Annotated in this window: 14 protein-coding genes; 8 read left to right on the top strand and 6 right to left on the bottom strand. The window is 29.9% G+C overall.

From position 1 onward, the window contains the following. Positions 1–92 precede the first annotated feature (92 nt). Positions 93–1184 carry a 3-dehydroquinate synthase gene (aroB, locus tag ACTF45_RS04635; protein ID WP_288347208.1) on the top strand — a complete coding sequence of 364 codons (1092 nt, stop codon included), beginning with the start codon at positions 93–95 and terminating at the stop codon, positions 1182–1184. Here the strand turns inward: aroB and ACTF45_RS04630 are convergent. Then, a complete protein-coding gene (locus ACTF45_RS04630; protein ID WP_438949443.1) occupies positions 1181–2371 on the bottom strand; it encodes a class I SAM-dependent methyltransferase in 1191 nt (396 codons plus the stop codon). The two genes, aroB and ACTF45_RS04630, sit on opposite strands and share 4 nt — an antisense overlap. 32 nt (positions 2372–2403) lie before the next feature. On the opposite strand from ACTF45_RS04630, the gene ACTF45_RS04625 reads away from it, so the two are divergent. Further along, positions 2404–3201, top strand: a complete 798-nt coding sequence (locus ACTF45_RS04625; protein WP_288347205.1) for a TPM domain-containing protein — start codon at positions 2404–2406, stop codon at positions 3199–3201. Between the two features lie 10 nt (positions 3202–3211). Here the strand turns inward: ACTF45_RS04625 and ACTF45_RS04620 are convergent, their stop codons facing one another. Further along, the gene (locus tag ACTF45_RS04620) at positions 3212–4000 is read right to left on the bottom strand and encodes a TIGR04168 family protein (protein ID WP_438949465.1); all 789 of its coding nucleotides are present in this window, start codon (positions 3998–4000) and stop codon (positions 3212–3214) included. Between the two features lie 118 nt (positions 4001–4118). On the opposite strand from ACTF45_RS04620, the gene nadA reads away from it, so the two are divergent. Beyond that, positions 4119–5078 carry a quinolinate synthase NadA gene (gene nadA / locus ACTF45_RS04615; RefSeq protein WP_288347210.1) on the top strand — a complete coding sequence of 320 codons (960 nt, stop codon included), beginning with the start codon at positions 4119–4121 and terminating at the stop codon, positions 5076–5078. On the opposite strand, the gene ACTF45_RS04610 is transcribed toward nadA, so the two are convergent. The 3 genes from ACTF45_RS04610 to ACTF45_RS04600 are packed head-to-tail and all read right to left on the bottom strand — an operon-like array spanning position 5075 to position 8220. Continuing rightward, positions 5075–6409: a S41 family peptidase gene (locus tag ACTF45_RS04610; RefSeq protein WP_438949442.1), complete on the bottom strand. Its 1335-nt coding sequence runs from the start codon at positions 6407–6409 to the stop codon at positions 5075–5077. The genes nadA and ACTF45_RS04610 overlap by 4 nt on opposite strands. A gap of 56 nt (positions 6410–6465) precedes the next feature. After that, positions 6466–7683: a (E)-4-hydroxy-3-methylbut-2-enyl-diphosphate synthase gene (gene ispG, locus ACTF45_RS04605; protein ID WP_288347202.1), complete on the bottom strand. Its 1218-nt coding sequence runs from the start codon at positions 7681–7683 to the stop codon at positions 6466–6468. Positions 7684–7716: 33 nt separating this feature from the next. Then, the gene (locus tag ACTF45_RS04600) at positions 7717–8220 is read right to left on the bottom strand and encodes a uracil-DNA glycosylase (protein ID WP_288347201.1); all 504 of its coding nucleotides are present in this window, start codon (positions 8218–8220) and stop codon (positions 7717–7719) included. Between the two features lie 234 nt (positions 8221–8454). On the opposite strand from ACTF45_RS04600, the gene ACTF45_RS04595 reads away from it, so the two are divergent. The 5 genes from ACTF45_RS04595 to ACTF45_RS04575 are packed head-to-tail and all read left to right on the top strand — an operon-like array spanning position 8455 to position 13478. Then, on the top strand, positions 8455–9636 hold the full coding sequence (locus ACTF45_RS04595; protein ID WP_438949441.1) for a pyridoxal phosphate-dependent aminotransferase: 1182 nt from the start codon (positions 8455–8457) through the stop codon (positions 9634–9636). Next, entirely contained in the window at positions 9637–10542 is a 906-nt protein-coding gene (locus tag ACTF45_RS04590) for a putative selenate ABC transporter substrate-binding protein (RefSeq protein ID WP_438949440.1), read from the top strand. After that, complete coding sequence (locus ACTF45_RS04585; protein ID WP_288347196.1) at positions 10539–11276, top strand: ATP-binding cassette domain-containing protein; 738 nt, start codon at positions 10539–10541, stop codon at positions 11274–11276. The genes ACTF45_RS04590 and ACTF45_RS04585 overlap by 4 nt, the downstream gene beginning before the upstream one ends. 4 nt (positions 11277–11280) lie before the next feature. After that, positions 11281–12783: a phosphonate ABC transporter gene (locus ACTF45_RS04580; protein ID WP_438949439.1), complete on the top strand. Its 1503-nt coding sequence runs from the start codon at positions 11281–11283 to the stop codon at positions 12781–12783. A 50-nt stretch (positions 12784–12833) separates the two neighbouring features. Continuing rightward, the gene (locus ACTF45_RS04575; RefSeq protein WP_438949438.1) at positions 12834–13478 is read left to right on the top strand and encodes a GDSL-type esterase/lipase family protein; all 645 of its coding nucleotides are present in this window, start codon (positions 12834–12836) and stop codon (positions 13476–13478) included. A 17-nt stretch (positions 13479–13495) separates the two neighbouring features. Here ACTF45_RS04575 and ACTF45_RS04570 read toward each other — a convergent pair whose 3' ends face one another. Further along, complete coding sequence (locus ACTF45_RS04570) at positions 13496–14239, bottom strand: DUF92 domain-containing protein (protein ID WP_438949437.1); 744 nt, start codon at positions 14237–14239, stop codon at positions 13496–13498. Position 14240: the final 1 nt, after the last annotated feature.

The following is a 14240-nucleotide window of genomic DNA, read 5'->3' as shown; positions in this document are numbered from 1 at the left end:
ATTATTTTAATCTAATTTTTAACTCAAGATAAGGTTAGAATAAATAAAATCAATTTTTAATATTAATAAAAAACTCTTCTAAGACATTTATTGTGAATAAGAACAAAATACTAGTACCTCTAAGTGATAATTCTTACGAAGTTACTATAAAACAAGGAGTAATTAATGGCATTGGTAAAGAACTAACTCAAGTTGGGATTAACAAAGATAGAAAAATACTTATTGTTTCTAATAAAGAAATATCAAAATTATTTGGAGAGAAAATTCTTAATAATTTAAAAAAGTATAATTTTAATGCTGAAATATTAAATATTAAAGCGGGAGAATCTAATAAAAATTTAGCAAGTTTAAGTGAGATATTTAATGCTGCTTTTGAGTTTGGTTTAGATAGGAATTCCCTAATGATTGCACTTGGGGGAGGGATAGTTGGCGATGTCACTGGTTTTGCAGCCGCTACATGGTTAAGAGGTATTGAATATATTCAAATCCCTACCACATTATTATCTATGGTTGATTCATCGGTAGGTGGGAAAACAGCCGTTAATCATCCTAAAGGGAAAAATCTAATAGGAGCTTTTTATCAGCCAAAAGCAGTTTTTATTGACCCTGAAACCCTAACAACGTTACCAACGAGGGAATTCAAAGCAGGCATGGCGGAAGTAATCAAATATGGAGTCATAAAAGACAAATCTCTTTTTGAATACTTAGAAAATAAAAATAATAGAGATAAAATTCTCAATCTCGAAAACGAATCATTAATAAAAATAATCAATAAATCAATTAAAACTAAGGCTTGTATAGTTTCTGAAGACGAGAAAGAAAATGGTATTCGAGCAATATTAAATTATGGTCATTCCTTCGGCCACGTAATAGAAAATTTGTGTGGATATGGAGAGTATCTACATGGCGAAGCAATATCAATAGGAATGAAGATTGCAGGAGACATTGCAACTGAAAAAAATTTGTGGCCAAAAGAACATTCTTCAAGGCAAGATCATCTTATTGAAAGCTATGGTCTACCGACACAAACACCTAAAATTAAAAAGAATGAAGTAATGAAAATACTTATGGGTGATAAAAAAGTACGTAATGGAAAAATGAGATTTATATTACCTATAAAGCTTGGAGAAGTTGATATATTTAATGATATAAATGAGACGCAATTCCTAAAATATTTCGATTAGCGAATACAGATTGAATTTATTTTAACTTTCTTATTATTAAATTTACTAAAAACAAACCATTTAAAATCTCCTAGACAGATCGGGTCAACTAATCTCAACAAGGCTTCTCTTCTAGAAAGAGCTTTTGAGATATCATCCTTTAGTTCGTTCTGAATTTCAAAAAGTCGTTCGGCCAAACCAAGTGACAATAATGCCTCTCCTTGTTTAACTATTCCAATAGTTTCAAAACCTAAAGTTTCCGAATCATAAATTAAACTTTCTATACAAATATGCGAAGTTAAATCACAATCCCCTGGAGACTCAAAAATATTTTCAATAATTTTTTGGTTTTTATATGAAATTAATGTCCCATTACTATTACCCAATGAATAATATCTTTTAGCTTCTTTGGCATAGTCAATTATTAATAAAATTCCATTATTGATTTTTGCATAAATAGCTTTTAACCATTTTTTATTATCTATATGCCATTCGGTCGTCCATCCTTCTGGAGCATATTTAGGGGGAATATTAATATCTAATTTTTCCTGAGCAGAGGTAATATTTTTTTCTAATTCTTTTGTAATTGAAATTGCTTCAAAGAACAATCTTCCTGATTTCTGATCTATCGAGACTCCTTGCCGATGCATTTTACCTTTTAAATTTGTTATTCTTTCTACTGGCAAAGCATCGAGAACCTCATTAGCTAATACAACCCCATTTAAACTTTTATCTTCCAATTCCTCTAAACTTCTCCATAATAAATCAAAACCCAGTTTTAGATATTTTTCTAATTTCTTTTGCTGTTTTTTTATCATTCCATTATTTGGCTCAATAATGATAAAGCAAACATTTTTTAATATTTTTTTATCATTAATAAAGATATATTCGAGGAGACCACTCATAAGACTGCCGTCTCCTGCTCCAAACTCAATCACTGATAACTTATCATCACAAATTGATTTACTTTTTACTTGTATCAACCATTCGCAAATTTGTTTCGATAACAAAAACGCAAAGTCATCTGACATTGAAGGTGAAGTAACAAAATCACCCTTAGAGCCTAAATTAGCTTTACCACTTCCGTAGTATCCATTATTTAGGTCATTCAAAACCAAATCCATGTAGTCATAAAAACTTATAGTTCCTCCCTTTTTTATTATTTTTTTTATTAACCATTCTTGATTATTCGCGGGTAGGCTTTTCATCGGCGAAAATAAATAAAGACAAAAAAACTTTTATGCATTCAAAGATTAACTATTTCTTAGGAATATTTCTATCTATAGTAATTTTAATTTTTAATGAACCTTCTTTTGCTATTAATAATCCAAATCTTTTACCTGAAGAAAAAACACCTGTTATTGACTTAGCTAAGACATTAAGCCCATATCAGAAAAAATCTTTAGAGGAAAATCTTAATAACTTAGAAAAGGAAAGTGGTTGGAAGATTAAATATTTATCTCAATTTGAAAGTGTCCCAGGAATTGCTATTAAAGATTATTGGGATTTAGATGAAACAAGTTTATTAGTAATTGCAGATCCTAGAGGAGGTAATTTATTAAATTTTAATGTTGGTGAAGCATATTTTGCTTTCATGCCAAGATTATTTTGGGTGGAACTTCAAACAAGATTCGGAAATCAATATTATGTAAAAGATCATGGAGAAGATGGCGCAGTATTAGATGCAATTAATTCAGTAAAAATTTGTCTTAATAGAGGAGGTTGCCAGGTTGTTCCTGGATTACCAAAAGAACAATATATATGGACTTTGTGTACTTCTATCTTAGGAGGATTAGTTGCAGGATTTGCTGCCGCTCCTAGAAAAGAGGGTCAAATCATATCAATTGGATTTTTAGCTCTTCTTTCTCCTTTATGGGGAATGCTATTTGGCATTTTTGGTTTAGCACCAATAATTTCTAGAACAAGCGAAGTATTACCGTTATTCAAAAATGGACTTACCTTTGCAGCGGCAGCAATTGCAGGATACCTTTTATCACAAACCGTATTCTCTAGATATGAGAAACCGAAAAAAAGTTAAAAATTTCCTGCTAAAAATCTCCATTTCTAAAAAATATTTCTTCTTCAGATATCTCCCCTGCCTCTGAATACCATCTGTGAGAAATATGGGAGATTTCACTATCTACAAACTCAACCCATGAAAAGTTTACTAATAATTCGCCCTCTATATTCTTTTTATATCTCGGAACTATTGCAGAATTCAAATAAGCTGTACCTTCTTTATCAATTTTGAACATATTTCTCAAACCTTGATTTCTTTTCAGACGATTATGCATATGTCCAAAAATGACAAGGTCAATTTTTCTTTTTTTTTGTATTTCTGAAATAGCAACAGCTAAATCTCTATCTCCCCAGTCACAAGGAGGCTCTTTCCAATCTTTACCACAAATACTTGTAGAGTCTGATCCCAAGCCTGAAGGACCTGCATGTGATATTAAAACAAGAGGTAATTCTCTAATATTTTTTTCTGAACTTTTAATGATTTTATTAACTGACTCTTGTTCGCTTATAGGTCCATAAACAGCTTTAACCTCATTTGAAAGATAATAACCACCTCCTGAACTACAGGGCCTGGCACTTAAAATATTTAACTGATTATTAAATATTTTCAAATCCCAAGCACAATATTTTTCTTGCAAAATACGAATCTGTTTTAAAAGAGTCTCTCCTGTGGAGTGTTTACCTCGATCATGATTTCCCAAAATCACATAAGTAGGAATTTTTATTAGATTAATCTTCTTTATTATTTTGATACTACCATCAGAAATATCTCCAATAAATAGAACAATATCTGGTTTTATAAGCGATAAAATCCTAATATCCGCTTCAGACCACTGACCGTGACAGTCACCAACAATAGCAATTTTTAAATTTGTCAGAATTTTTTCTATTTAAAGGCATATAATCTATTAAGAGACATTGTAAATCCTGACCAGTATAACTTCTACTGCAAAACAGAAATCAATTCACAACGAAAAAGATTTGATTTCTGAAATTAAGGAGCTTTGCTTAAAAGCTAATGCGATAATTCTTGCTCATTATTATCAAGCGCCAGAAATTCAAGATATCGCTGATTTTATTGGAGATTCATTAGACCTTTCTAGGAAAGCCGCAAATAATGATGCAGACATAATAATTTTTTGTGGTGTCCATTTCATGGCAGAAACAGCAAAAATACTTAGCCCAAACAAAACAGTTTTATTACCTGATATTGATGCAGGTTGTTCTTTGGCTGATGATTGTCCTGCAGAAGAATTCCAAAAATTTAGAGAAGAAAATCCAGATCATTATGTTGTAAGTTATATAAACTGTACTGCAGAAGTAAAAGCTCAAAGTGATTTAATTTGCACAAGTAGCAATGCTGTTTCATTAGTAGAAAAAATTCCTAAAGATAAAAAAATTATATTTGCGCCAGATAAAAATCTTGGTCGATGGGTTCAAAAAAACTCAGGGAGAAAACTTAAACTTTGGCCAGGCAGCTGTATAGTTCATGAAACATTTAGTGAAGAGGCCTTATTAAAATTAAAGTACAAACATCCCGATGCAAAAGTAATCGCCCATCCTGAGTGCAGCCAAAATTTATTAGTACTTTCAGATTTTATTGGTTCAACCAGTAAGTTATTAGATTTCGTTAGTAATGATTATTCTGATACTTATATGGTTTTAACTGAACCTGGGATAATTCATCAAATGAAAAAGAAAGAACCTAATAAAAATTTTATTGAAGTACCAGATATTGATGGTTGTAAATGTAATGAGTGTCCATATATGAAATTGAATACATTAGAAAAAATTTTAGATTGTTTAAAAAACAATTCCCCTTCAATTGAATTAGACCCTGAAATAATTAAAAAAGCTTACAAACCAATAAAAAGAATGCTGGATATGAGCATCTAATTCAATGAATAAACGAAATTATTTTCATTATTTTTAAAAAAAGCTAATACATTTGCAGAATCAGGTTGAAACTGACTTACTAATTTAGTTTTTTTAATAATTTTAAGAAGTTCTTTCTCACCAGCTCTATATTGTCTATCTCTTTTAGTACCAATTTCTCTTTGAAGAATTGGATTGGAATTCATCTTGACTTCTATATCTGGAGTAATTCCAAACTTATTTATATCTGTTCCATTGGGAGTTAAGTATTTTGCCACCGTAACTGTTAACCCTGAACCATCCACCAAAGTTCGCATAGACTGAACAAGGCCTTTGCCGAAAGTTTTCTTACCTACTAATTTACCTCTGTTATTATCTCTTATTGCTCCGGAGACTATTTCACTTGCACTCGCCGAACCTTCATTGACAAGTACAATTAAAGGTTTTTTTGTTAAAGCCTTACCATTTCCTCTTTTTGTTTCTCTCAAACCATCTTTAGATAAGGTGCTTACGATTATGCCTTTATCAATAAATTGACGCGAAATATCAATACTAGATTCTAATAATCCTCCGGGATTACTTCTTAAATCAAGAACATATCCAGAAACTTTTTTTATTTCTAAATCTTTTAATGTATCTTTCATCTCTCTTGATGCATTAGCATTAAACTGCTTTAATCTCACGTAACCTATTAATAATCCATCTTTAGTTTCATTGATTTTGCTTGTCACTGATTTTAATTCTATCCTTTCTCTTAATAAGGACTTGTAAAAAGAATTCCCATTTCTTAGGATTTCAAGTTTAACTTTTGTACCCCTTCTGCCCCTTATTAATTTAACTGCATCCTCAATATTCAACCCTTTAGTAGATACATTATCGATTGATAAAATCATATCTTTAGCTTTAATTCCAGCCTCATAAGCAGGAGTTCCCTCTATAGGAGAAATAATAATTATAGAATCAGATTCTTTATCTTTAGCAATTTGTATTCCGACTCCAGTTAATTCTCCTGAAGTATCTATTCTCATTTGATTAAATTCTTTTGGGTCTAGAAATCTTGTATATGGGTCATCTAAATTTGAAAGCATATCTCTAATTGCATCATAAGCTTCATTATTATCTGAATATTTTTTTGCTAAAAATTCCTTTCTTAAATTAATCCAATTAGATCTCTCAAATTTCCCACTTGAATCAAGGAAGTCTCTATATACTATTTGCCAAACGTGATCAATAACCTCTTTGTAGTTATTTTCTAAAATTGTCGCCTTTGAATGATTACTCACCAATATCCCAGAAAAAGTTGTCACTATTAAAAAGATAAGTTGATTTTTAAACAATTTTTTTATATTCAAGGGTCGGTAATAAGCATTAATTTTTCTATTAATTAAATTATAAATTAAAAATAAGTTTAGGGATCAATCCATTTTCCATCATCTTTAATGAGCCGAATTAAAGCATCAACCCCTTCATCCTCAGGTACTCTTTTTATCTCTTCTTTTCTTCTGTAAAGAGCAATTGTACCTTTACCTTTACCTACATAACCGTAATCAGCATCTGCCATTTCTCCTGGACCATTTACTATACAACCCATTATTGCTATGTCTAAACCAGTCAAATGGGAAGTGGCTTTCCTCACTTTATCTACAACCTCCTCTAAATTAAAAAGCGTTCTACCACAGCTAGGACAACTTATATATTCAACCATTGTTTTTCGCAATCCTAAAGATTGCAAAATTGAATAGCATACTGGAATCTCCTTTTCAGGAGCTTCAGTTAGAGAAACTCTGATAGTATCTCCAAGACCTTCAGCAAGAAGTGTTCCTATACCTGCAGTACTCTTAATCCTTCCATAATCACCATCTCCTGCTTCAGTAACACCCAAATGCAAAGGGTAGTTATATCCTTCTGCATCTAATCTATCTGCAATCATTCTATATGCAGCTAACATCACTGGTGCTCTTGATGCTTTCATAGAAATAATGATGTTATGAAAATCAAGCTCATCGCATATTTTGACGAATTCCATTGCAGATTCTGTCATCCCTAAAGGTGTATCTCCATAAGTAAAAAGCATCCTCTCGGATAAAGATCCATGATTAACTCCAATTCTTAAAGCTTTATTCTCTGACTTTAAAACTTCTACAAGTGGAGTAAATCTTTTAAGAATTGTTTTTTTAATAGTCTCAAACTCAGCTTCAGTATATTCAGTCCTTGTAGGATCTGATTTCTCAAAAACAAATAATCCTGGATTAATTCTTACTTTATCAACATGTTTTGCAACCTCCATTGCAATTTTCATTCCATTGTGATGAACATCTGCAACTAAGGGGGTATCTATATTATTTTTTATTAATTTTTCTTTAATATCCCCAACAGCCTTTGCATGAGCTAGAGAAGGAACAGTTAGTCTTACTATTTCGCATCCAACTTCATGAAGTCTTTTAATTGCTAAATAAGAATTATCCACATCCATGGTATCTTCATTTATCATCGATTGAACTCTTACTGGATAATCACTACCAATTGCGATATTCCCAACCATTACTGTTCTAGTTATCCTTCTCTCAATATAAGTTGAATATCTCCTTGAGAGACTATTCACCTCTTTTGATTGAGTAAGTGACATTAAATTCTAGAAATTCAAAAAATCTTACTTAAATTATAAAGCATATAGTTTACTACTAACCTTCTTAAGGTCTTTTAAAGTTAGATCATATGGTTTTTCAACCTCTTTTGAAGAGAATCTCAACAAATAAGATGGGTGAAAAATAGTAATAATTTCTCTCCCACCTTTCTTAAACCATTTTCCTCTTGTTTTAGAAATTGGATTCTTTATTTCCAAAATAGTTCTCATAGCAGTCGAACCGGTTAAAATAATAAATTTTGGATCTACTAGTTTAATTTGCTGCATTAACCATGGTTTATGAATATTTATTTCCTTATTAGTTGGTTTTCTATTGTTTGGAGGACGACATTTAATTACATTGCAAAAATATACATCCTTTTGTAAGTCAATTCCTGCTTCTATTAATAGTTCATCTAACAATTTCCCTGATCTACCAACATAAGGCTCTCCCTCTAAGTCTTCTTGAGCACCAGGTGCTTCCCCAATAATTAATAAATTTGCAAATACATTACCTCTACTAATGACTAATCTTTTCAAAGCAAATTTAAGTTCAAAGCTTATAAATAATATTAAAACTAAAAATGATTTAAAAAATAATAATAACTATATAATTCTTCACTCCACATTTTAATTTTTCATAAAAGACAATACGAAAATAAATTAAATTAAGAAAATGAACCAAATTAAACCAATCTGTGATACTTTTACTTATTCTTAATTTATTAATAAAATAAATTTTTCAAAAGTTATATTTAAAGAACTTTAGATCAAATGAGTGAAGTAAATTTATCAAAAAGAGCACTCTCTATTGAGCCTTCACTTACTCTGCAGATAAGTGCTAAAGCTAATCAACTCGCAAAAGAGGGAAAAGACATCTGTAATTTAAGTGCTGGAGAACCAGACTTTGATGCTCCCAATGAAATATTAAAAGCAACAAGTGAGGCTATATTTGATGGATATACAAAATATGGTCCTGCCTCAGGAGATTTAGAACTTAGAAAAGCCATTGCTGAAAAACTTCAAACCCAAAACAATTTAAATGTTGAATATGAAAATGTAATGGTAACAAATGGAGCAAAACAGGCAATTTATAATTTGTTCCAGGTTTTATTGAATGATGGCGACGAAGTTATTATACCTGCTCCTTATTGGTTAAGCTATCCTCAGATGGTTAGATTGGCAGGGGGAAAGCCTGTATTCCTAAATTCTTCTGCTGAAGATGGATTCAAAATAAATATACAAGATTTAAAATCTAAGATATCTCCAAAAACTAAATTTATAATTATTAATTCTCCCAACAATCCAACTGGTAGAGTAATGCCAAAAGAAGATTTGTTACAAATTGCAGAATTAGTAAGAGAAAATAAAAATATTAATATTCTTTCAGATGAGATTTACGAATTAATTCTTAAAAAAGAATTTAAGCATTTAAGTTTAGCTTCACTAGCAACTGATCTAAAAGAAAGAATTTTTATAATTAATGGTTTTGCAAAGGGTTGGGCAATGACTGGGTGGAGAGTTGGTTATTTAGTAGGACAAAAAGATGTTATTAAAGCATCATCAGCCTTACAAAGCCAAAGTACAAGTAATGTTTGTTCTTTCGTTCAAAGAGGTGCTTTAGAGGCTTTAAAAATAAACCGAGAATTTTTCTTAGAAATCAATAGCCATTATGATCTAAGAAGAGAAGTCCTTTATAAAGGGCTAAAAAATATCGAAGGACTATTTATATATCCACCTAATGGAGCTTTTTATGCATTTCCTAGATTACCTAATAAATCCATGACTTCTGTAGAGTTTTGCAAAAGAATTCTTAATGATTATGGTTTAGTGGTGGTGCCTGGAAAACCTTTTGGTGATGATCAATGTATTAGGATATCTTGTGCCTCTTCAAAAGAAAAGATTCTTGATGGCTTAACAAGATTAGAGAAAGGCATTTTAAATTATTACTTTTAAATGAATAAGATTTTTATTAACATCAAAAAGTTAGTTGTAACCTCTACTATTTTTTTTGCGACTCTTTCATCACCTTTGAATGCGAATCCAAAAGTTTTAAAGATTGGGGCAATTCCTGATCAAAATCAAGAGGTATTAGACAAAAGATTTAATTTGTTTGCAAAAGAATTAGCCAAGACTCTAGATGTAAAGGTAAAGTATATTCCCGTTATTAATTATGTTGCTGCGGTTACTGGATTTAGAACAAATGATTTAGATTTAGTATGGTTTGGTGGTTTATCCGGAGTTCAGGCAAGATTACAAACCCCTAATGCAATTGTGATTGCTCAACGAGATATTGATAAAGAATTTAAAAGCGTTTTTATTGTGAATAAGAAAGTAAAACTTGATTCAATTTCCAATAAAAATGGACTTAAAAAGCTCAAGAATCTAAGATTTACTTTTGGTTCTGAAAATTCAACATCTGGAAGGTTAATGCCAGAATATTACCTTAATGATGCTGGAATAAAAATAGAAAACTTTAAAGGAAAAAGAGTAGGATTTAGCGGTAGTCATGATGCAACTATCGCTTTAGTTAATAGTGGAGCCTTTGATGCAGGAGCTTTAAATAAACAAGTGTGGGAAAATAATCTTAAAAATAATCCTAAAAGAACAAAAAATGTAAATCTTTTTTGGATTACTCCTGATTATGTTGACTATCATTGGGTTGCTCAAGGAAATCTTGATAATAGATTTCGAAAAGGTTTTACTAAAGAACTTAAATCTACAATTCTTAATTTGGATATTAAAAATAAAGAAAATAAAAAGATATTAGATATGTTCAACGCAAAAAAATTTATAGAAGCAGAATCTAGTGACTATAAAAATATCGAGGTAATCGCGAGAAAATTAAAAAAAATCAGATGATTAATCCTCTTCTCGAATTAAAAGAGGTAAGCTATAAAAATAAAAATAATTTCACCTTAAACAAGTTAAGTTTACGAATTAAATCGGGTGAAAAAATTGCCTTATTAGGCAAAAGTGGCGCGGGTAAAACTACTCTTATATCTATTCTTAACGGAACACTCAAGCCTAACAAAGGTAGAGTCAAATTATTTAATACGGAATTTGATAAATTAAACTTATATCAAAAGAGTAAGATATCAACTATCTGGCAAGATTTAAGATTAATAGAAGATCTATCAGCAGAACAAAATGTAAATTGTGGACTTCTTGGAAAACAAAGTTTCCTATTTGCTTTTAAAAATTTACTAAATATAAGTTCTTTTAATAAAGCTCATCAATATATGCAAGTTTGTAATCTTAAGAAATCTATTTTTTCCAAAAATATTAGAAAAATATCTGGAGGCCAAAAACAAAGAGTTGCTATTGCAAGATCATTAATTCAAGAGTCAGATATCCTACTTGCTGATGAGCCTTTTAATAATTTAGATCCAAAACTAACTTCTAATATTAAAAATCTATTATTAATTACTAAAAATAAAAATAAAATAAAAGTTCCTAATACTACTTTAATTTCTTTGCATAGATTAGATTTATTAGATGGTTTTAATAGAATTATTGGAATGAAAAATGGTGAAATATTATTTGATTTAGAGAAAACTAAATTAAAAAAATATCATTTAAACAAGATTTATTAGATAATTGAATAAATTAAAATTAAATTCTTCTTCAATAACTTTTCTACCAATACTAGTTTGTATACCTATAGCCTATGAACTATTTATTAATTTTCATATTGGAGGAATTGAATTATTTAAAGAATTTATTATTTCTGCCTTTAATCCAAAAATTAATAATGAAATCATTTTCACCTTAGTAAAAAGATTAAATGAAACTATTTTTATTGCATTTTTTAGTTGGCTAATAAGTATTATATTTGGGGTTATTTTTGGAATATTATCTTCAGAAATTTTTTATAAAATATTAAATTTACCTATATTTTTAAAGAGATTTTTAAATTTATTTTTAACTTTTATAAGATCGATTCATGAAATAATTTGGGGACTTATATTATTGCAAATATATGGTATAAATTTTTCAATTGGAATAATAGCTATTTGCATTCCTTATGTTGCTATAAATGCAAAAGTTTTTAGTGAGCAAATAGAAAATATTAATCTTAAAACTATTGAATCAATTAAACAAATTAATGGTATTAAATCTTCCACTTTAATAACATTAGTTTGGGCTCCAGTGATAGAAACCTTTAAAAATTTTGGTTTATACCGTTTGGAATGTGCCATAAGAAGTACAGCAGTTTTGGGATTGTTTGGAGTTGGAGGAATAGGCACAAGTATATTTTTATCCTTTCAAACTTTGAATTTCCGAGAGCTATGGACTTATCTTTGGGGTTTAGCTTTTTTAATTATTATCTCAAAAAAACTATTAAAAAGATTCAACCTCTCTAACACTTCTAAGAATTTTTTGACCTCTTTTGTAATAGCTTTATTTTGTATTAGTTTATTTTCTTTATCTTTCTTTGTTTATTTTATATTTAATAAAAATGCAATACCTTTTAATTCAATCAATAATCTTTTGATATCAAACTTTAATTTTATTTCATACGATTTTTTAAAGCTATTATTAGAAACAATAGTTTTATGTCTTTTATCTACTGGAATAGCTATAAGTTTTCCTCCAATTTTTATATTGATTTTAAATAATAAAATAGGAATTACAATTATCAGAATAATCTCATTTTTATTTCGTTTAATACCATCGCCTATATTAATTCTAATCCTTTTAATGTTTAATGATCCTTCAATATCTTTAGCAGCAATAACATTAGGATTACATAACGCAGCCATAACAGGCAAATTGCTTTTAGCGAATTTACATAACCAAGATAATAAACAATATATTGCGATGAAATCATTAGGAGTTGCAAAGAGTTCTAGTTGGCTTTTCGGATTATTTGTTAAACAATCAAAAAGTTACTTAGCATATTGTGCTTATAGATCCGAAATCATAATTAGAGAAACAGCCATTCTAGGAGTAATTGGTGGTGTTGGTTTAGGTTGGCAACTTCAAGAATCATTGAGTTCATTTGCATGGGAAGAAGTTCTAGTGATTTTGTTTGCTTATAGCTCAATTGCAATAATTGGAGAATTAATAAATGGTAAAATCAAAAGTAATCTAACTTGATTAGAAATAAAAATCTCCTCAAATCAAGTGAAATAATTTAAGGGAAAATAGTGCCTGTTTTACCAAAACAATTGGTTGTAATCGGAGATAGTTCAGTATATGGATGGGGGGATACTGTAGGAGGAGGATGGTGCGAAAGACTAAGAAAAGATTGGTCTAAATTTCATGATTTTCCAATTATTTATCCACTAGGGGTAAGAGGAGATGGAATTGAAAAGGTTTCTTTACGTTGGGAAAAAGAATGGTCATCAAGAGGAGAAACAAGAAGAAATAAGCCCAAAGCTATCCTCTTAAATGTGGGTCTTAATGATACTCCAACAATTGGACAAAAAAATGGGCGGCACCAATTAGAGATAAATGGATTCGAGTATGGATTAGAAAGATTAATTTTTGAAATGAAGTCCCAAACTCAAGTATTTGTAATTGGGCTAACCCCAGTTGATGAAAACAAAATGCCATTTGCTGGATGTTTATGGTATTCAAATGATTTCTGCCATTCTTATGAAAGAAGAATGGAAGAAGTCTGTATAAATCAAAATGTCCCTTTCCTGCCAACTTTTAGAGAAATGTACTCAGATAATAGAAGTAAGAATTGGATCGCAGAGGATGGTATACACTTAAATGAGAATGGACATCTTTGGATTTATCAACGTCTTAAAAGTTGGGATATTCTTAATAAATGGAAGGAATCCTAATTTTAACAAAAGGTAATTTAACTAGAAATTTTGAGGTAAAAAATTAGTACAAAAATAGCAATTATAGAAGAAATACTTGTTTGAATAGAATTTACTAATTCATTACTTAATTTATATTTGTCTTGAAATTTAGCTCCAATAAAACTTTCAGAAATTGTTGCTAAAAAACCAGAAATTGCAACTATCAAAAATTGATATTTTGTTGAGATAATATTTAAAATAAACATTGTTAATGACATAAATATTGCACCTAAGGCACTTGCCGCTGTGCCTTCTAAACTAATTCCTCCTTCTGTTCCTCTTTCAACTTTTCTAAACGAAGTAATTAGATATGTATTCCTACCAAATCTTTTTCCTATTTCACTACCAAAAGTATCTGCCAACTTTGCTGCAAAACTTGCAGCAAAACCAATTTTGTAAAAAACTAAATTAGTAAAATTCAATTTAACCATTATTGCAAAAAACAATCCAGTTGCAGCCGAACCCCAAACATTTTCAGGACCTCTTTTACCACCTCTTTTTTCAGCTATCCCTTTTTCATTTTTAAATTTATAACCAATTTTTGTCACAAGAGATCCAAGGAATAAATATATTACGACTGAACTCCAACCTTGCCATAACAAACATCCCCATAAAATAGACCCTAATACCCCAGCACTTATCCACCCCCCTTTTGTCATCAATGGGACTCTAAAAAACAAAGAAATTAGAATAAAATTAATTAAAAAACCAAGTAAAAAATCATTAGAAAGTAAATTCATT

Origin of the sequence: Prochlorococcus sp. (assembly GCF_965655815.1) — a bacterium.
Classification (GTDB): Bacteria; Cyanobacteriota; Cyanobacteriia; order PCC-6307; family Cyanobiaceae; genus Prochlorococcus_A; species Prochlorococcus_A pastoris.
Note: the sequence above shows the minus strand (reverse complement) of the source record. Positions and strands in the feature narration are given on the sequence as shown.